Annotated in this window: 20 protein-coding genes; 1 reads left to right on the forward strand and 19 read right to left on the reverse strand. The window is 42.6% G+C overall.

Going from position 1 to position 19,911, the window contains the following annotated elements:
* Positions 1-105: 105 nt before the first annotated feature.
* From atpE to H0185_RS11530, 13 genes are all read right to left on the reverse strand, one after another.
* The gene (gene atpE / locus H0185_RS11470; RefSeq protein ID WP_221873625.1) at positions 106-318 is read right to left on the reverse strand and encodes a F0F1 ATP synthase subunit C; all 213 of its coding nucleotides are present in this window, start codon (positions 316-318) and stop codon (positions 106-108) included.
* A gap of 72 nt (positions 319-390) precedes the next feature.
* The gene (gene atpB, locus H0185_RS11475; protein ID WP_221873626.1) at positions 391-1,101 is read right to left on the reverse strand and encodes a F0F1 ATP synthase subunit A; all 711 of its coding nucleotides are present in this window, start codon (positions 1,099-1,101) and stop codon (positions 391-393) included.
* Positions 1,102-1,123: 22 nt separating this feature from the next.
* Positions 1,124-1,483, reverse strand: coding sequence for an ATP synthase subunit I (locus H0185_RS11480; protein WP_425515822.1), 360 nt, complete (start codon positions 1,481-1,483; stop codon positions 1,124-1,126).
* A gap of 24 nt (positions 1,484-1,507) precedes the next feature.
* Positions 1,508-1,729, reverse strand: coding sequence for an AtpZ/AtpI family protein (locus H0185_RS11485; protein WP_221873628.1), 222 nt, complete (start codon positions 1,727-1,729; stop codon positions 1,508-1,510).
* A 238-nt stretch (positions 1,730-1,967) separates the two neighbouring features.
* Positions 1,968-4,283 (reverse strand): S8 family serine peptidase, encoded by a 2,316-nt coding sequence (locus H0185_RS11490; protein WP_221873629.1) that lies wholly within the window; start codon positions 4,281-4,283, stop codon positions 1,968-1,970.
* 364 nt (positions 4,284-4,647) lie between these two features.
* The gene (upp, locus tag H0185_RS11495; RefSeq protein ID WP_221873630.1) at positions 4,648-5,277 is read right to left on the reverse strand and encodes a uracil phosphoribosyltransferase; all 630 of its coding nucleotides are present in this window, start codon (positions 5,275-5,277) and stop codon (positions 4,648-4,650) included.
* A gap of 183 nt (positions 5,278-5,460) precedes the next feature.
* Positions 5,461-6,702: a serine hydroxymethyltransferase gene (glyA, locus tag H0185_RS11500; RefSeq protein WP_221873631.1), complete on the reverse strand. Its 1,242-nt coding sequence runs from the start codon at positions 6,700-6,702 to the stop codon at positions 5,461-5,463.
* Between the two features lie 1,211 nt (positions 6,703-7,913).
* The gene (locus H0185_RS11505; RefSeq protein ID WP_221873632.1) at positions 7,914-8,489 is read right to left on the reverse strand and encodes a TIGR01440 family protein; all 576 of its coding nucleotides are present in this window, start codon (positions 8,487-8,489) and stop codon (positions 7,914-7,916) included.
* 36 nt (positions 8,490-8,525) lie between these two features.
* Positions 8,526-8,966 (reverse strand): ribose 5-phosphate isomerase B, encoded by a 441-nt coding sequence (rpiB, locus tag H0185_RS11510; protein ID WP_221873795.1) that lies wholly within the window; start codon positions 8,964-8,966, stop codon positions 8,526-8,528.
* A 90-nt stretch (positions 8,967-9,056) separates the two neighbouring features.
* Entirely contained in the window at positions 9,057-9,494 is a 438-nt protein-coding gene (locus H0185_RS11515) for a low molecular weight protein arginine phosphatase (RefSeq protein ID WP_221873633.1), read from the reverse strand.
* A 168-nt stretch (positions 9,495-9,662) separates the two neighbouring features.
* Entirely contained in the window at positions 9,663-10,211 is a 549-nt protein-coding gene (locus tag H0185_RS11520) for a manganese efflux pump MntP (protein ID WP_221873634.1), read from the reverse strand.
* 130 nt (positions 10,212-10,341) lie between these two features.
* Positions 10,342-11,379, reverse strand: a complete 1,038-nt coding sequence (locus tag H0185_RS11525) for an L-threonylcarbamoyladenylate synthase (RefSeq protein WP_221873635.1) — start codon at positions 11,377-11,379, stop codon at positions 10,342-10,344.
* Between the two features lie 208 nt (positions 11,380-11,587).
* A complete protein-coding gene (locus H0185_RS11530) occupies positions 11,588-12,043 on the reverse strand; it encodes a hypothetical protein (RefSeq protein ID WP_221873636.1) in 456 nt (151 codons plus the stop codon).
* Between the two features lie 159 nt (positions 12,044-12,202).
* Between H0185_RS11530 and H0185_RS11535 the strand changes: the two genes are divergently transcribed.
* The gene (locus H0185_RS11535; protein WP_221873637.1) at positions 12,203-12,544 is read left to right on the forward strand and encodes a cupin domain-containing protein; all 342 of its coding nucleotides are present in this window, start codon (positions 12,203-12,205) and stop codon (positions 12,542-12,544) included.
* Between the two features lie 182 nt (positions 12,545-12,726).
* Here H0185_RS11535 and spoIIR read toward each other — a convergent pair whose 3' ends face one another.
* The 6 genes from spoIIR to rpmE form a co-directional block, all read right to left on the reverse strand.
* The gene (gene spoIIR, locus H0185_RS24475; RefSeq protein ID WP_221873638.1) at positions 12,727-13,758 is read right to left on the reverse strand and encodes a stage II sporulation protein R; all 1,032 of its coding nucleotides are present in this window, start codon (positions 13,756-13,758) and stop codon (positions 12,727-12,729) included.
* 534 nt (positions 13,759-14,292) lie between these two features.
* On the reverse strand, positions 14,293-15,870 hold the full coding sequence (locus H0185_RS11545) for a Vga family ABC-F type ribosomal protection protein (RefSeq protein WP_221873639.1): 1,578 nt from the start codon (positions 15,868-15,870) through the stop codon (positions 14,293-14,295).
* 365 nt (positions 15,871-16,235) lie between these two features.
* Positions 16,236-17,096: a peptide chain release factor N(5)-glutamine methyltransferase gene (gene prmC, locus H0185_RS11550; protein ID WP_221873640.1), complete on the reverse strand. Its 861-nt coding sequence runs from the start codon at positions 17,094-17,096 to the stop codon at positions 16,236-16,238.
* Positions 17,089-18,162 carry a peptide chain release factor 1 gene (gene prfA, locus H0185_RS11555; RefSeq protein ID WP_221873641.1) on the reverse strand — a complete coding sequence of 358 codons (1,074 nt, stop codon included), beginning with the start codon at positions 18,160-18,162 and terminating at the stop codon, positions 17,089-17,091. Before prfA ends, prmC begins: the two co-directional genes overlap by 8 nt.
* Positions 18,163-18,767: 605 nt before the next feature.
* Positions 18,768-19,388: a thymidine kinase gene (locus tag H0185_RS11560; RefSeq protein ID WP_221873796.1), complete on the reverse strand. Its 621-nt coding sequence runs from the start codon at positions 19,386-19,388 to the stop codon at positions 18,768-18,770.
* A gap of 135 nt (positions 19,389-19,523) precedes the next feature.
* A complete protein-coding gene (gene rpmE, locus H0185_RS11565) occupies positions 19,524-19,733 on the reverse strand; it encodes a 50S ribosomal protein L31 (RefSeq protein ID WP_221873642.1) in 210 nt (69 codons plus the stop codon).
* Positions 19,734-19,911: the final 178 nt, after the last annotated feature.

Here is a 19,911-nt window from a genome sequence, read left to right on the forward strand (position 1 = left end):
CGAAAAGATTCTTCATTTCATTCTATTAAAAACAAGTAAGGACATAAATGAATGGCGAAGGTTCGCTTTGGAATGATCTTCGCCATGTTAACGACACTTTAATTATTATTGACCAACAACCATGAACGCGATAACAACCGCGATGATTGGAATCGCCTCGACTAATGCAACCCCGATGAACATTGTAGTTTGAAGCATACCACGAGCTTCCGGCTGACGTGCGATTCCTTCAACTGTACGTGATACGATAAGACCGTTACCAATACCAGCACCTAGTGCGGCTAAACCAATTGCGATTGCTGCTGCTAATAGACCCATTATAAGTGTTCCTCCTTTAAATGTATGAAAGATAAATGTGTTTTTGTTCAAAAATGAACAGGTGTGAATATATTAATGGTCGGCACTAACTTTATGTGATAGATAGACCATCGTTAACATAACAAAGATAAATGATTGAATGGCTCCAACAAAGATGGAGAAACCTTGCCATGCAAGCATTGGGACAATTGCGGCCAGAGTACCACCTATCCCTGTCGCTAAACTTCCAGCAATCAACGTCAACAGGATTTCACCTGCGTAGATGTTACCGTAAAGACGAAGTCCAAGCGTAAGTGTGTTTGCAAATTCTTCAATAATCTTAATTGGAAACATGAATGAGAACGGCTTGAGGAATTCTCTTCCATAAGCGGCTGTCCCCTTAAGCTTCACCCCATAATAATGGGAAAGTAAAACAACCATTGTTGCAAGAGTCATCGTCACGACTGGGTCTGCTGTCGGTGATTTCCACCATAGCGTTCCGTCAATGACAATTGAGAATGGAAGCCCCAACATATTGGATACAAAGATATACATAATCAATGTAATCCCAAGTACATGGAATCTTCCGCCATCCTTCCAATCCATCGCACTGTTAATAATGTTTTTAACGAAGTCCATGACCCATTCCATAAAATTCTGGATTCCGGATGGCTTCATTGCTAGAGTACGAGTGGATAGAACAGCAATAATAAAAACAATTAGACTGGCAACCGTTATCATTAACACGTTTGCCAAATTAAAATAGAGTCCTAAAAATGGTACTATAGGAGCTTCATGATGCACCAGTATTCACCTCTCTTCCCCGCTATCGACGTATATGAAAAGACTGGATCAAAAAATCTATCATAATGACAAAATAGGATGTCACTAATCCCAAAACAGCACTAATAAGATGGACATGCTCAGGATACTCAAGAGCAATAAAAATCACTAATCCCGCTGCAGCAAAACGAGAAAACGAACCGAGGGAACGTATTTTCTTGCCTTGAAGGACTGCGTCTCCGAAGTTCCAGGTCCTTCTCGCCAGCAACCATAGGTTGTACAAACTGACGGCAGTACCAACAATCAGACCTGCAAACAGTGATTGATAATCTGTAAAAAAAGCCCACCCTAAAAAGTAAAAAGATAATAGAAACAATATGTATTTTCGCTGACGTTCAAACATTACCCGTATCTCCGGCATAGCTGTTTATTCTCCTGAATAGAAATGTTGGACAAGTCGGATCATCGCGTAAACACCTGCGGCTAAGCAAATTAATAATCCTAATATTAAGAAAAATGGCTCAACACCGAATACCCGGTCCAGCCACCTTCCTACAAATACACCAATCAGCACGGATCCTGCAAGTTGAGCAAGAATCGCTGACATTAGGGCGTATGCCTGTAATGGATGCCGGTTATTTTGACGCATTTTTCCACAGCTCCCATCCGAAACGATTGCGGTACGGGATTGAATAAATTGATAGATTTGGTCACTGAAACCCTTATCATTATATCCTTTGTAAGCATACAATAGCACTATGTCAATGTCAATCCATTATAGCTAAAAAGTTCACATAGTTTTCAAATTACTAGCAAAATATTCATAGGAAGTATTATACCATGTTTTCCAAAAAAAACCGGAGGATTTTGTGTCCCTCCGGTGACATTTATTCGGGTCGTGGCGGAATAAAGAATTGGATATCAATCCGATCTTCCTGACCTGCTTTTTTAGCAAAAACCTTGGCGATATACCCTCCAGGTGGAGGAAGGTCTTCTGGCTTTAACTCCTGCTCTAGCATTCCCTTCTTTACTTTCCTTTTTGAATCAAGAAATCCGATAAATCGATAATCATCTGGATCAAACAAAGCGATTCCAAATTCGTCTGCCCCACCCGGAAGATAAACCTCATAGCGAAGATGACCCGGTTTATCAGCAGGAGCAAGCGCAAAGCCCATTACGCGTGGGTAGTCGGGTTCTTCTAAAACATACAAGTATGGAATGCTAATTTTATTTGAAGCCTCATTCAAGGTAAGATAACCGTCGTGAATTTTGCCTTTAAAGGCTGAAGGATCCACAATCATGCTTATTTCCACTTTCTTCTTTTTCCCTGGTGCTACTTCGAAGCTCATTGGCATCTCCCACTCAATGCCTTCTTCTCTTTTCGGTAAGGTAAAAGAATACTTTTTTGTTTTAGCGCCGTGGTTTTGAACTTCAATGACAGTGGTATGCCTGTGAAGGCGATCAGCAAGCCTGAATTTCCCAAACTGTAACGATGCCGGTAAGACAAGCGACTCCGTATTTACTGCTTTTTCTACTTGAATCCGCCCAGCTCCTTGTTCATAAGTATGGTAACCAATGCCTTCTCGATTTTTAATCGGAAGGGACGTATTCATTAAAGCGGCTTTGATTTGTTCTGGACTCCAGTCAGGGTGTGCCTGCTTAATCAGAGCACTTGCACCTGCAACATGAGGTGCCGCCATGCTCGTCCCCTGCAAGGCAAGGTATCCACCGGGAATCGTACTATTAATTGCAACCCCTGGTGCAACAACATCCGGCTTGATTTCCCAAGTGTTCGTTACCGGACCACGCGAACTAAAGTCGGCTAAGAGATCCTTTTCTTCTACAAGATCCTTTCTGGCAAATCCCTTTGCTTCTTTGATTGCCTTTTTCAGCTTTTCTCCTTCTTGCATCGTGATGGAGGCGACAGGAATATCGAGAGGCTCTTCAAGGTTTCCAAGGAAACCACCTTTCGTATTGTTAAAAATAATCACGCCTCTTGCCCCGGCCTTAGCCGCATTCTTTGCTTTTTCTGTAAACGTAAGCTCGCCTCTTTTGATTAAAACTAGTTTTCCTTCTGCTCCTTTAACCTGGCTTTTCCGGCCGATGCCGCCATCTACTATTTCGATACTTCTGTCTAGCTTCCAGCCTTCTGAACCCATCAGTGGTTCTAGTCTTATTTTATCTGTAAGACCTGTGACACTAAGATAAGGAACGAGAAGCGGTGGCGTCGAGGCTCCCACAGAAATCGCCTTTGTTGCTGTGCCTGGCGAGCCGACTGTCCACTTATTCGGGCCAGAGTTGCCTGAAGACGTGACGGCGGTAATTCCGTGTTCAACTGCTTTATTAATGGCAAGCGAGATTGGGAGGTCTGGTCCATTAATATCATTGCCCAGCGACAGGTTGAGTACGTCTACTTTGTCCTTTATCGCCTGGTCAATGGCGGCAAGAACCTGTTCGGTTGTGCCCATCCCTCCAGGACCTAGTGCCCGATAGGCAATCAGTTTGGCGTCGGGGGCCACGCCGGTAATCCTTCCGTTCGCTGCAATAATCCCTGCGACATGGGTGCCATGAAGAGTACTGCCGCCGATGGTCCCCTTTGTTTCCATCGGGTCTTTGTCCCCATCGACCAAATCATGACCACCCCCATAGTTGCGGTGCAAATCTGGATGGTCATAATCAATCCCGGTATCAATAACGCCAATTTTAATACCTTTACCTGACAAGCGCTGTCCGTTGGCATCGAAAATTCCACGAACCCTTTCTCCGCCAATGAGTTCAATGTTGGTTGCAGTCGCCTCCGCCTTATAGGATTGAACAGGTGACACTTGCTTCGCTCCCTGAATCCTTTCTAACTCGTGAAGTGGACCCTCAACCGAATAACCGGGTAATGCGTATTTAAACACTCTCCGAAGTTTTATATTAGGAAGTTGAGCCAATTGTTTTTTTATGTTTGCTTCTGTTTGGAATTCATCTGTTAGTACAATGGCAACCTTGTTTACTTGCTTATCTTCTGCTGGTATTTGTGGGTGGTGTAGGTTCTGCGTAGGTGTATCCTTTGTTACCTTTGAATCTGCTAGCCTAGAGGTTATACTTTCCGGTTGATCACTTCCCCATGTGACATCCTCTTTCGCATTCGTCCACGTTGGGGTCACTGTAGCCAATAGTAAAATTGTTAATACCGTTATGTAGACGAAGTTTCGCATGCGCACACCTACTTTTTACTTCTTATGGTGAACAAAGTACGTGCGGACTATGCATAGAAGTCAAGCTTGTTTATCGCGAATATTATGTAGTTTGTCGTTTTATACAGTGTTTTATCTTACTGAATATTCACTTTTCTTCTATTTATATAGTGTTTCTAAGGTCTATTGTTTTGATGGTACAAGTCGCTTTTTCAGACAGTTATTTTGGAAGAGGTAATGTAACATTCTTTATTCTACGGAAATACCTCTAATTAGGATGTGAAGATTGTCACCTTTTTACATGTCAATTCAATCACTAGTGGTACTTTCACTAATGCAAAAACCTCCCTTTCTTTTGGCTGAAAGGGAGGTTCCTTGTAGGTTCTTATTTTGTGCCGAATAGGCGGTCGCCGGCGTCACCTAGACCTGGCACGATATAGCCATGGTCATTGAGCTTTTCATCAAGGGCTGCGATATAGATATCAACATCCGGATGAGCTTCCTTTAAAGCTTCAACACCTTCAGGAGCCGCAATCAGACACATAAACTTGATATGCTTTGCGCCACGCGTTTTTAATGAGTTAATCGCTTCAATGGCTGAGCCACCTGTTGCAAGCATTGGGTCGATGACGATGAAATCACGCTCTTCCACATCGCTTGGAAGCTTCACGTAATATTCAACTGGCTTTAGCGTTTTAGGATCACGGTAAAGTCCGACATGTCCAACTTTTGCCGCTGGAATCAATTTCAGAATTCCATCTACCATGCCAATTCCCGCACGTAAAATTGGAACAAGACCAAGTTTCTTACCAGCGAGAACTTTTGAAGTTGTTTCTTGGACTGGAGTTTCGACTTCGATGTCCTGTAACGGCATATCACGAGTAATTTCAAATGCCATCAGGGTCCCTACTTCATCAACCAATTCACGGAACTCCTTCGTTCCTGTGTTCTTATCACGAATATACGTTAACTTATGTTGGATTAGTGGGTGGTCAAACACAAATACCTTTGCCATCGAATCTCTCCTTAAAAGTAGAATTTTGTCTTATTATGTAAAATAATCTCTGTTTACACTCCGTCTAATTTTACAGAAAAACATTTGTAAGAGCAACAACCTAGTATAGGAAATTTTCGTTTTAAAAAGAAAACTCACAAAAAGAAGCAGTCCTCCCATTGAGAACCGCTTCTACGTTGACTTTTAATATTCAGGATAAAGTACGTACTTGCTTGATAAAGCTTCCACGCGCTTGCTAGCCTCAGCCAGCTTTTCCTCATTTTCATGATTTTTAAGAGTGAATGCGATAATCGCAGCAATCTCATCCATATCCTCAAGACCGAAACCACGGCTTGTAACGGCAGCCGTTCCAATTCGGATTCCGCTGGTAACAAATGGGCTTGCTGGATCAAATGGAATCGTATTTTTATTCACGGTGATGCCGACCTCATCAAGAACCTTCTCGGCAACTTTACCTGTAAGATCAAGAGAACGCGTATCGATGAGTACTAAGTGATTATCTGTTCCACCTGAAACAAGTGTAATCCCCTCTTTTTGAAGGCTTTCAGCAAGACGCTTAGCGTTCGCGACAATATTCTCAGCATACACTTTAAAATCAGCTTGTAGCGCTTCGCCAAACGCAACCGCCTTCGCAGAAATAACATGCATCAACGGACCACCCTGAATTCCAGGGAAGATGGATTTATCAATTTTCTTCGCAAACTCTTCTCGGCAAAGAATCATGCCACCACGTGGACCGCGAAGCGTTTTATGAGTAGTCGTCGTGACGAAATCTGCATAAGGAACTGGGTTCTGATGAAGACCAGTTGCAACTAAACCCGCAATATGCGCCATATCGACCATTAGGTAAGCTCCTACTTCGTCGGCAATTTCTTTAAACTTTTTAAAATCAATCTCACGAGGATACGCACTCGCACCTGCAACGATCAGCTTCGGCTTATGCTCAACTGCCTTTTGACGAACATCTTCGTAGTTGATTGTGTGCGTTGTCTCATCAACACCGTATTCAACGAAGTTATATTGAATACCGCTGAAGTTAACTGGGCTTCCATGTGTTAAGTGACCGCCATGAGAAAGATTCATCCCAAGAACCGTGTCCCCTTGTTCAAGAATTGTAAAATAAACCGCCATGTTCGCCTGTGCACCTGAGTGCGGCTGAACATTTACATGCTCCGCACCAAAGATTTCTTTCGCACGGTCACGCGCAATATTCTCAACAACATCCACATACTCACAGCCACCGTAATAACGTTTCGCTGGGTATCCTTCTGCATATTTATTGGTTAAAACAGACCCTTGGGCTTCCATCACTGCTTCACTGACAAAGTTCTCTGAGGCAATCAATTCAATCTTTGTACGCTGACGTCCTAATTCCTTCTGGATTGCCTCGAATACTTGGCTATCCTGCTCTTTAAGATGCTTCATGTTTATCCCCCTTTTATATTGACAGATGTCTTAGAAAGTATGTAGATCTGTTCATGATTAGTGTGAAAATTCTTTTTTATTGTAGCCCAACTTGTGCGGAAAAGAAAGGTGGTTCTTTTCATGTAAACGGTTGCTTTTCATCTTTTTTTGTAAAATACGATTCTTTCCTGATTATGGGATGATAATGTTCGGGTTTTTTGCGGGATTTTAGATAGTTATTTCAGAGGGGCTAATCGGCTTACTTTGTTTTGGTAGTTGTGTAAAACTTGGTCGTAGTTGTTGGACTTGGGTTTGTATTTGCAGGAATCCCTTTTCTATTTGTGGAATTCCGGGATCTATTTGCAAAGATGGAGGTCCTATTTGTAGAGATGACCCTTCTATTTTCAAGCTGTACTTTTATTTACATAAAACCGAACTTCTATTTGCATAAATCCCTTTTCTATTTGTGGAATTTGGGGTTCTATTTGCAGAGATGGAGGTCCTATTTGCAGAAATGACCCTTCTATTTGCAAGCTGTACTTTTATTTACATAAAACCGAACTTCTATTTGCAGGAATCCCTTTTCTATTTGTGGAATTCCGGGGTCCATTTGCAAAGACGGAGGTCCTATTTGCAGAGATGACCCTCTATTTGCAAGCTGTACTTTTATTTACGTAAACCGAACTTCTATTTGCAGAAATCCCTTTTCTATTTGTGGAATTTGGGGTTCTATTTGCAAAGATGAAGGTCCTATTTGCAGAGATGACCCTTCTATTTGCAAGCTGTACTTTTATTTACATAAAACCGAACTTCTATTTGCAGAAATCCCTTTTCTATTTGTGGAATTCCGGGGTCCATTTGCAAAGATGGAGGTCCTATTTGCAGAGATGACCCTTCTATTTGCAAGCTGTATTTTTATTTACGTAAACCGAACTTCTATTTGCAGAAATCCCTTTTCTATTTGTGGAATTCCGGGGTCCATTTGCAAAGATGGAGGTCCTATTTGCTGAGATGACCCTTCTATTTGCAAGCTGTATTTTTATTTACGTAAACCGAACTTCTATTTGCAGCAATCCCTTTTCTATTTGTGGAATTCCGGGTTCTATTTGCAGATATTGGCCTCCTATTTGCACAGGAAATTTATTTAAAAGTTAACCTCCTCTAGGAACAGCTCTCCCCCTCAACCAATCCACCCCCAAAAGAAAAAAGCCCCACCTATGGAGCTTCTTCTATTAGCAAGACTCGTTCTCGTAATTTTTTTCATATACTGCTCGACTACCACCGATGAGCTTCGCTCTTGTTTTAGCGAGCGTCACGTAGGCTTGTCCAACGGTCTTTTGCGAAACTCTTAATGGTACGGCAACATGTTTCAGATGCATACCAATAAGAGTGCTGCCAATATCAATCCCTGAGTCTGCTTTGATAAACTCGACCACAACCGGGTCACTCATGTTTCCATAGGCATACGTAGCCATTGCTCCGCCAGCTGTCCGGACAGGAATGACAGTGACCTCTTCTAACTGTCGCTCATAAGCGGTTTTGCGTTCCACAACAAGTGCTCTGTTCAAATGCTCACAGCACTGAAACGCCAGTTGAACACCTGTTTCTACCTGCAGCTGTTTTAGCTGACGAAACACAAATGATGCCACTTCCTCTGAGCCTGCTGTGCCGATTTTTTCACCGATGATTTCACTCGTGCTGCAGCCAATCACAAGCACATGGTGCTCGCTCAACTTTACCTGATCCTTGAACTCAGAAAGGACTCTATTGAATTCCTCTTCCCATTGATTAATCAATCCAACCCACATCCTTTCTGTGTTTAAGATGCTTTCCCCTCAGATCTCTTACTTATTCTCGTATTCGGTAATCTTCCCAACACGGTTAGCGTGTCGACCGCCTTCGAAGTCAGATGTTAACCAAGCTTTAGCGATCTCGCGTGCCAGGCCTGGGCCGATAACGCGCTCACCCATCGCAATGATGTTGCTGTCATTATGCTGACGAGTCACCTTTGCACTAAAAACATCATGAACAAGTGCACAACGAATGCCCTTAACCTTGTTCGCCGCAATGCTCATTCCGATTCCTGTGCCACAAATTAAAATTCCTCGATCGAACTCTCCTGCTGCGACTTTCTCTGCAACTGGAAGTGCATAATCGGGATAATCGACTGATGTGTCGCAGTCACACCCGAAATCTTCATACTCAATGCCCATTTCTTCCATCTGCTGTTTGATCTCTTCACGGATATTTAAGCCGCCGTGGTCGGACGCAATTGCAACCTTCATCCTTACATTCCTCCTCATTCCATCCTAATTCCACCGTTATTTTCTCACAAACCTATTAAAATAAAAAGATTTCCTTATTGAAATCACAGCTTATTGTTTCCACTTTTCCTCTGCTTTTTCAATCGCATCTTTAATTTCTCTAAATGCAGCACGATAGATTTCAATGCTACCTCCATATGGATCTGCAATATTTCGCCCTTCCTGACCAGCAAATTCACTTAAAGTGAACGTTTTCTCGTTTGCTTGTGGAAAGTGACTTAATACCGCGTCTTTATGACTAGTGGTCATCGTCAGAACAATGGATGCCCAGTCGATTTCCTTTGCCGAAAGCTGGGTTGACTGATGGTTATAATCAATTTCATTTTCCGTCAGCACCTTTCCAGCATTCGCCGAGGCTGCGCTCCCTTCAGCGGCAAATACCCCCGCTGATTTTACCTCAAGACCAGGGATGTTTTTACTTTTTAAAATTGCCTCTGCCATCGGACTCCGACAAGTATTTCCTGTACAAACAAACAAAACCTTTTTCATGCGTCAGCCTCCTTTATTTTTACCTTGTACAATTATTATACGTTTTAATGTTGAAAAACAGAAAAAAAAGACACCCAAATGTAGGTGTCCAGCAAAATATTACACTATTTTTATATGTATGAAACAATTGAAAAATAGTTCTTTCCCCTATATGAGGTTTTCTTTATTTTAAAATAACAATTTCAAACCAAAAGCAAGGAGAATTCCGCCGCCTAACGCTTCGCTATACTGTCCAAGCCAACCCTGGACTCTTCGCCCCAGCAACAAGCCCAACCAAGTTAACATTGTTGCGACTGCTCCAAAGCAAATCAGCACGAGAATCGTTTTTGCACCGTATATCCCAAGTGTCAATCCGGCTGAAAAGCTATCCAGACTCACTCCGAAGGCAAAAAATAGTAAACCTTTGCCAACCGGTGCAATTAAACTTTCTTCCTCTTCCTTAAAACTAGACCGAACCATTTGGATCCCTAATAAAATCAGCAATCCTCCACCAAGATAGCTGGCGATTGCTCCGAATTGTTCAGATAAAAAACGTCCGGCGATCATGCCAACGAGAGGCATCCAAACATGAAAGATTCCAATCATGATTCCTATTTTAGCAATTTGCCTTAACGATAGCCTAAACATCCCCATGCCTAAACCAACCGAAAAAGCATCCATTCCTAGCGCAAAGGCCATCAACAATAGTGTTACGAGTTCTCCGAGTATTGCTCCCATCTTCTAGCCTCCCTGGACATACGTGGACTTGCTATTTCAACATATGCACGTCCTCCAGAGTTTAGAAGCCAGTTCTATCCGTTCCTTGAAAATGCACCCCGTAAAGGAAATAAAGGGTACGTTCCCACGTTTAGATAATCGGATAACCCGATGCTTTTGTTAATCGATTCATAATTGCAACGCCGACACCTGTTTCGGGGAATATCTCACCGAAGATGATATCCACATCAACCTCATTAAAAGCTCTTAGTGTGTCATAAAGGGCCTCCGCAACGGTTTCGAGCTGAACTCGGCGTCCACATGGAAAGATCACATCCGCTTGATAGTTTTCGACATTTTCTTCGGTGGTCATCACACCAACCTTCATGCCTTCCGCTCGTTTTTCATTTACAAGCTCTTGGATTTTGTTCACACCATCTGCAACCAAATACAATGGAGCATTCGGAGAATAGTGGCGATACTTCATTCCCGGCGACTTTGGCGCTTGAGTATGATCGGTTAAAGCAGGGTCCGTTGACACTTCCCCGATCACGCCTTCAAGCTGTTCTTTCGTAATTCCACCTGGCCGTAAAATCACAGGGATATCCCCTGTACAGTCCACAACAGTGGATTCTACTCCAACACCCGTTGGTCCTCCGTCCATTATCCCTGCAATTCTTCCATTTAAATCATCATGGACATGTTGCGCTGTGGTAGGGCTTGGACGACCTGATAGATTGGCACTTGGTGCGGCAATTGGCAATTGTGCAGCCTCGATTAGAGCCAAGGCAACAGGATGATTCGGCATGCGGACCGCAACTGTGGATAATCCCGCTGTCGCCTTTTCTGAGAGTTTGCCTATCTTTTTATTAAAAATAAGCGTTAAAGGTCCTGGCCAGAACGCATCTATTAACTTTTTCGCCATGTCGGGTATTTCTTTGACAATTTCACCTAGCTGGTTGAGATTCGCGATATGAATAATCAGCGGATTATCACTCGGCCTTCCTTTTGCAGCAAAAATTTTTGCAACTGCCTCATCACTTTCTGCATTTCCACCTAGCCCATAAACCGTTTCAGTCGGGAGAGCTACTACTTCATTTTTCGTCAAAATTTGCGCCGCTTCGACAATTTGTGGATATGTGATTAACCTATCCACATCTTTATCCACTTTCCACATACTTGTTAACATACTTGTCCACCTTTTATTAATGAGACGATTGTCCCCAGTTTAGTTCTTTTATCCCTATATTTTAGGGGTTAAGGAATGCAATTTCTATGAAAGTATAAAAGAAGAAACAATCGATGACAAGTTTCTATCCACAAATTGTGTATAACATCGTCAAAATAGTGGATAACTTTTTAGATATATCCACATTTTCCCCAAACTTCTCCACAAATCAGGAGTTATCCACAATCCCTACCTTCATTTCCATTATAATCGTATTGTCCACATTGGATACTTGCTCAAAATGTGGATGGTTGTAAAGGGCCACAGGAATATCTTTTACCGTATTAAATCCAATTTTATTAAAAAAGGAAACGGCACTTTCCTTATTGGTTGCGAGATAGAGAGCCTTTAGATTATTCCCCTCCGCAATCCGAATTACTCGGTCAAATAACAAGAGGATTTGCACTTGGGACGTTCCCTCAGAAACAACAAAGGATCGCAGCATGCCCACTCCATTCACGGGCTCAATGCCGATGCACGCCTTCAAGGCGCCACTTTTTGTTTCTAGTAGCGAATAGTAGTCAATCGCTTCGGCTACTCCTTCAGTATTTAAGTTAGCCTCTAATAAAAACGACTCTAACCTTTTAACATCCTTTTTCTCTGCCTTACGAATGGTCTCTTCCATTTTTCCACCCCATTTTTTGAATTCTACTATATAGGTATGGGCATTGTAGAAAAGATAGAACCATTTCGTATCTTTTTCTCAAGTAGTGATATGCTTCACTACTCTTTTCAGTAGAAAGAATATACTAATACTAGATTCTACTATTTGGAGGGTATTTATATGGAAAAACAAACATTGAGTCACTATCAAGAGTTTAGCGAAGAACGATTCACAAAACGTATTGTCTTTAAAAAGGGCGATAGTACCGTGTTTTTACTGAACTTTTTACCAGGACAAGAGCTTCCACCACATGCCCATCCAGGCAGTGAAGTGTTTATTCAAATGATGCAAGGTGAAGGAACGTTTAACGTAGACGGTGAGGACACTGTCGTTCAACAAAATGAAGTGATTCACTGCCGCAACCAAGAAAAAATGGCGTTCAAAAACACCGGATCTGTACCGGTTTCTTTATATGTAATGCTAAGTAAGATCCCTGATGAGCGTTTTGCGCAGGATCTTTAAGCTTTCAAACGAAACGAGCCTGACTCAAACTGTTGTTTTGAGTTCAGGCTCGTTTTGTTTCAAGGTGGTTGAGTTAACACCCTAATAGAGATGGTAATGCTGAAAAAAATCTTATGTTAACTGGCTCTATTCTCTCAAATTGTGTTTTTCTATAGTGCCATTGCATTTGAAGAAAGATAGCCTTAACTAAAAATCTTATTCCAAATTTCCACAACGAAGAATTTCACTTCAACCTTCTCTTCCTCTTCGTCTTCATAAAGCGGTGCGGATTCTTCCGCTACGAGGTTGTCTGCCTCTTTTTCTTCGTGTTGCACTTTAGATTCCTTTTTGGACTCATTAGCTTCTTGCTCTTCTGCAGTTGCAGTAGGAGCTACATCTTCTTCAACTAGCTTTTCAGCAGCTTCTACTTCTTCTACTTGCACTTCGGTTACTATTTCTTCAACCTGTTCTTCGATTTCTCCTTTCTCAACTTGCTTTTCTTCTACCGTTTCTTCAAGCTGTTCTTCTACTACTACCTCCGCAACTTGCTTTACGACTTCTACTTCTTCAACCTGCTCTTCTGTTCCTTTTGATTCTACTTGCTCTTCTGCCTCTATTTCCTCGTTTGCTTCTACTTCTTCTACTTGCTCTCCTGCTTCTTTTGATTCTACTTTCTCCGTTGAACTGGCCTCAACTGCTTTTCCGTTTTCAAACCCAGGACTTGTTGCTTCTCCATTTGAAAAGTCTAGAAAGCATAGTGGTGGAAATAGGACACACCACCAGTTGGACCCGGTCCCTTCTCCAAGTGTGATGAGAACGGCTTCATATTCACCTGCTGGGTACAAGTACTGACCATATAGCTTGGTCGGAAACTTTACTTTATTAAACTCTGTTTTCACCGTTTGATTGCTTCCATGTTCAGCAACGACATCTTCCGCTATCTTCTGTAACTCAGGAATCCCTTCCTTAATCACGTTTCGAGCCTCTTCTAGTGATACTAGATTCTCTACCCAACTCGTGATTTCCGCGTTTACCGCATCGCGAACCTTACGCTTGATTTCCTGATCCTTTTCCAAATCACTGTCCGCTAAGATTCTTAACCGAATCGCTTCATTTGGAATCACCATTGGATCTTGTGAGGTTGCCTCTGTAGTTGGCATATATAAATTTAAAATAGTAGCAGCACATAATAACATAATATATAGTTCAGCTAATCGCTTTTGTTTGATTTTCATCTTCTAGCACCATCCCTTCACTAGTCACAGTGTGGACAGATTGCTAGATTCTTAAACTAGTAAATTTAAGATTTTTTGATCTGTTTTTTTAGATTACTGATTGGATGCTTTTTTGAGCAAGCCTAGGTTTTCTACGTTCCCTTTTTGGTGGGTGGACACCCTTTTTGGGCACGAAGGATTTCCCTGCGTTACCTTTTTGTTGGGTGGACAGTCATTTGGGCACGCTGGACTTTCCTACGTTCCCTTTTGGTCGGTCCACCCATCCTTTCGGACATGCTGGATTCTCCTGCGTTACCTTTTTGTTGGATGGGCACCCTTTTGGGCATGCTGGATTCTCCTGCGTTACCTTTTGGATGAGTAGACACCCCTTTTGGGCTCGCTGGATTCTCCTGCGTTACCTTTTGGATGAGTGAACACTCTTTTTGGGCACGCTGGAATTTCCTCCATTACCTTTTAGATAGTTCACCCCTCCTTTTGGGCACGATGGACCTCTTTCCCGCACGTGGGACTGTTCACCGCCATTACCCCCAGAACCTACTCCCCCTTAGCCCTCAACGCACGCTTCTCCGCTAACAACGTCTGAAATTCTTTCTCTAACTCCTCAGATTGCGCGATACTCAATCGGCTCAGTACTTCGGTGATTTTTGTTTCCAGTAGCATTCGCTTATCTTCAGTATGATCCCGCTGCTCTTGAGGTTCATAGTTTTTATATTCCTCATAAGTACCCTCAAAAACGTGAATACCTTTATTCTCAATCACCAATATTCTAGTCCCTACCTTCTCAATAAACCGCCGGTCGTGCGAAACAAAGATAATTGTTCCTTCATAATCTTGCAGCAGTGACTCAAGTGCCTCAACAGAATCAAGATCAAGGAAGTTTGTTGGTTCATCTAGTATTAGCGTGTTGATCTCACTCACAAACAACTTTGCCAAGGCTACCTTGATTCGCTCACCGCCACTCAGTACCTGAACAGGTTTATAGACATCCTCCCGATAGAAGTGAAGTCTTGCCAATACCGTACGGATAAACGTTTCCGTCTGGACCGAAGTGCTGCTTACGTTCTCCAGGATACTTTTTTCCACAACTAAGGTCTCAATCGTTTGACTAAAATACCCCATTTGGACCGCTGGGGAAACCGTAATCCCTGCCTCTCTCTGTAAGATTTTCTTCACCAGCGTCGTTTTGCCACTTCCATTCGGGCCAATAATCGCCAACTTCTCGCCGCCTTTAACGGTAAAACTAACCGGCTTCCACAACACACGTTTCCCAACAACCCCGCCAACATTCTCGACTCGAAGAACGATTCGACCTTTAAACGTTTCTTCATTTGGTAGATTCATTTTAACGGGTTCCACTTCTTTCACCTTATCTACCTTATCAAGCTTCTCTAACCTTGTTTTAAACGCACTGGCGGTTTTTTCAAGTTTCTTTTGTTTCTTTGCAAAATAGGGCTTCGCACCTGTGATTCGCGCTTCTGAAGGACTAACCTTTTTGGGTGCCTTCGTGGCTCTTGCCGCTTTCTTTTCCTTTAATTTTATCGCGTCCTCTAACTGCTGCTTTTGTTTCTCATATTTTTCATACGCCTGTTCGTGTTGACGACGCTCTACTTCTTTTTGTTCAGCGTAAGCGGAGTAATTTCCTGGGTACTCCTTTACCTTTCCTTCGTGGATTTCCCAGATTTTCGTACATATAGCATCTAAAAATACCCGGTCATGCGAGACTAAAATAAGTGCGCCCTGCCATCTCTTCAGCTTCTTTTCCAACCACTCAATATGTTCTGTATCCAAATGAGTGGTCGGTTCGTCTGCTAACAACAAGTCAGCCTTTCGAACCAACGCTTTATTAATGTATTCCTGGGTCACTTCGCCTCCACTTTTATGAGTATCATTCCTTTTTAACTGCGGTAACAGCTCGACACTCCCAGTATGGGTGACCGTTCCCTCTTCAGGTGAGTGCAACCCTGCAAACACCTCTAACAAGGTCGTTTTTCCACTTCCATTTCGACCAACAAGACCAATTCGATCCTCTTTGCCTACCTGCAGCCTTTCCACATCCAACAGTACCCGATCTTTTATTGATAACCTCAATGAATTTGCTTCTAATCTAATCAAGCTATCGCCCCCATTTTTGTTACGGAGGCATATAAAAAGCCTCCTATCTACAATCAGAATAGGAGGTCAAAAATGGGTGCACAAAACTAAAGAGACCACTCCCTTTAGCCCAACCACTTGAAATCCAATCCTATTCTGAAAACAATTCTTAAAGGCAACACGAAATAAGCGCAGAAACCATCTGCTTTTAAATCAATGCCTTTAAAATGATCTGTTTTCGTAAAAATAGGATTAGAACTTCATCGTTATTGGGTCACCCTTCCGTTATTTGAAATTATCTTAAGGGTACCTCAGAATGGGAGGAATTGTCAACAGGGAGAAATCCGACGGTTCTTTTTATTGTTAAAAAGACAGGAGAACCGTCCCTACCTAATTTCCGCAAACACCATTCGGTCTTTTCTGTTGATGTCGAGCACGACTTCTACCTTTGCCCCAGGGAAGGTTTGTTTTAACAAGTCTGAAACAGCTTCTCCTTGACCAGCTCCAATTTCAAAGCCGACGAGCGCCTTTTCTTTTAACACAAGCGGCAATTCAACCATAAATCTGCGGTATAGATCTAGACCGTCGTCACCAGCAAATAGGGCCATATGTGGCTCATGCTCGGTGACAATTTCAGACATGGTCAATTGATCTGCGACTGGGATATAAGGTGGGTTTGATATCACTGCATCAAGCTTTTTGCCAGAAGAAATAAACGGCGCTAACAAGTTACCTTGAATGAACTCTACTTCTGCACCCAATCTTGTTGCATTCTCTTGCGCTGTTGCCAACGCCTGATCAGACAGGTCCGTTGCTGTAACCTTCAAGCGAGGTTGTTCCAATTTTAACGTAATCGAAATTGCCCCACTGCCTGTCCCAACATCCGCGAGGTCCAAAGCCCCCTCAGCGCCAAACATCGAATCTAAGCGTTTAAGCGTGCCATAGACCAATTCTTCTGTTTCAGGACGAGGGATGAGTACTGCTGGATTTACGTTGAAGGAGCGCCCGTAAAATTCCTCTGAACCGATAATATATTGTACAGGTACACCTTTTTCATGCTGGCGAACAGCTTCTTCAAACTGCGCCAGTACTTCTGGCTGCAAATCCTCACGCATCTCAGCAAATAGTCTTGAGCGACTCATCCCTGTAAAATGGCGGAGCAGAAGTTCACCTACGTTCTCGTCTCGCTGCTTTTCTTTTAAAAAAGAAGAAGCCCAGTTGAGGGCTTCATATAGTTTCTTACTCATTGGATGCTGCCTCTAAACGGCTAGACTGGTCTTCCATGATCAAAGCGTCGATGATTTCATCCATTTTTCCTTGAAGGATTTGGTCGAGCTTTTGAATGGTTAGGCCAATTCGATGATCGGTTACACGGTTTTGCGGGAAGTTATACGTACGGATTCGCTCCGAACGGTCCCCCGTTCCAACAGCCGATTTACGCACAGAATCGTATTCAGCTTGAGCTTCTTGCTGGAATTTATCATAAACACGTGCACGCAATACCTTCATCGCTTTGTCTTTATTTTTATGTTGGGATTTCTCATCCTGGATAGAAACGACAATACCAGTAGGAATATGCGTTAAACGCACAGCTGACATGGTCGTGTTAACGCTCTGTCCGCCCGCGCCACTTGAAGCAAAGGCATCAAAACGGATATCTTTATCATGAAGTTCAATCTCAACTTCTTCCGCCTCTGGAAGGCAGGCAACTGTCGCTGTTGACGTATGAATTCGACCACCAGATTCTGTTTCCGGAACACGTTGAACGCGGTGAGCACCGTTTTCGAATTTCATTTTCGAATAAGCCCCGGCTCCATTAATCATAAAAATAATTTCTTTATAGCCGCCGACTCCTGTAGTGCTAGCCTCCATGACTTCAACTTTCCAGCCTTGGCTTTCAGCAAAACGGCTGTACATGCGGTATAAATCACCGGCAAACAACGCCGCTTCATCGCCACCTGCTGCGCCACGGATTTCCATAATAACGTTTTTATCATCATTCGGGTCCTTTGGTACGAGAAGAATCTTTAGACGAGTTTCTAGATTTTCAATTTGTTCCTCGAGTTCAGAAATTTCTTCCTTTACCATTTCGCGCATATCGGCATCTAGCTTTTCCTCAAGCATGGCTTTCGCGTCTTGGAACTGTTCTTTTGCTACTTTGTATTCACGATAAACTTCGACAGTCTCTTGGATATCAGACTGTTCCTTCGAATATTCACGAAGTTTCTTTGGGTCATTTACAATTTCGGGATCACTTAAAAGCTCATTTAGTCTTTCATAGCGGTCCTCTACGGCTTGAAGACGATCAAACAAAGTCATTCACCTCAAATTTTTATATGTTGGCTGTGGAAACCAAAGCCTATATATTAAGTAGATTTTTTCATATTATCATTTTTACCCATAACTACTTAATTATAGTATAGGGACAAATTTGCGTCAAAATCAAATTGTGTTGATGATAATATGTGGGTATTAGGTTTTGCAAATAAACCCGGATGTTTATGAGATTTTAAGCGTTTTAGTCTCAGCATAAGGAATACCGTGTATGGTATCTATCCTATATTTTATCCTGCTAGCTAATAATTTGTGCTCCATTAACCCGAAAAAGCACAAAACCTAATGACCTATACTAGAAAAGGGCCTTATAGAAGGGTATTTTTATCGTTAATTGACCTCTATACTGTTAAAAACCTCATAAAATACCCTTATCTAGACTGCCTTTATTGAAAAAAACTCATTATATTCCCTGTTTCGAGCATTATATTCCCCCTAAGAGACGTTTTATTCCCAGCACAGGAATAAATACCCAACACCGTACCGTATCCACACCCATTTTAGAACGAAAAATCCCAGTTTGTGTTGTGAACCTCAATCAAAAAACCAGCTTCTACACTAGAAGCTGGTTTTTTAACGTCATCCTATTTTACATGATCACTTTTAGGATTGGCTTCCTGTTCACGTGGCGCCTTTGGCACCTCATGGTGATGGCGGCAGCGAGGCTCGTACGACTCGGCTGCACCCACTTGGATGACGGGGTCATAGAAAGAGGCAGGCTCCCCATTGATGAGACGCTGGGTTCTGCTTGCAGGTGAACCACAGACAGCACACACAGCCTGGAGTTTTGTCACTTGTTCGGCAACAGCCATTAAGGCAGGCATTTGACCGAAGGGTTCGCCTCTGAAGTCTTGATCGAGACCGGCAAGGATGACTCGGTGACCACTATTGGCCAGGTGCTGAGCAACCTGAACGATTTCTTCATCAAAAAACTGAACTTCGTCGATCGCGATGACATCAATTTCAGGACTGATATGCTGAAAAATGTCTGTGGAATTCGCCACAGGTCTGGCAATCACAGACGTTCCGTTATGCGAAACGACCGATTCTTCACTATAACGGTTATCAATTAACGGTTTAAAAACAGCAATCTTTTGTTTAGCAAACTGAGTCCTTCTCACCCTGCGAATCAATTCCTCTGACTTGCCAGAAAACATGCTGCCGCAAATAATTTCAATCCAGCCGCTGTGCTTCATCACATACATAGGCACGCCCTCCCCTTCCTTGCTTAAGATCAAATTAGCTCGGTTTATGTACCCGAAGCGTGGTTTTTTATCTATTTTGCTCAATAAAAAACAGGCAAGTCATGTTGCTTCTTGCCTGTTTTTTTCATTTTTAAATTACTGTTCGTTCTTAAGGCCGTATTTTTTGTTGAAGCGGTCAACACGTCCACCAGCTTCAGCGAATTTTTGACGTCCAGTATAGAATGGATGGCACTCAGAGCAAGTTTCAACGCGAAGCTCATTCTTTACAGAACCAGTTTCGAATGTGTTTCCACATGCGCAAGTCACCGTAATTGTCTTGTAGTTTGGATGAATTCCTGTTTTCATTCCTTTTCATCTCCTTTTGCCCTGAATCATTTGCTGAAACAGAGTTATATTGTAGGGCACGAGAATGGTGCCTAGTGAATACTTCAAAAACACACTGTTGTTATTATAGCAAGGCTATACCATTTTATCAAGCTTGTTTTGACCACAATAATTTCCAACAGAAAAGCGCAAGCGCCCT

The sequence above is a fragment of the Mesobacillus maritimus genome, assembly GCF_019749255.1.
Taxonomy (GTDB): Bacteria; Bacillota; Bacilli; order Bacillales; family Cytobacillaceae; genus Mesobacillus_B; species Mesobacillus_B maritimus_A.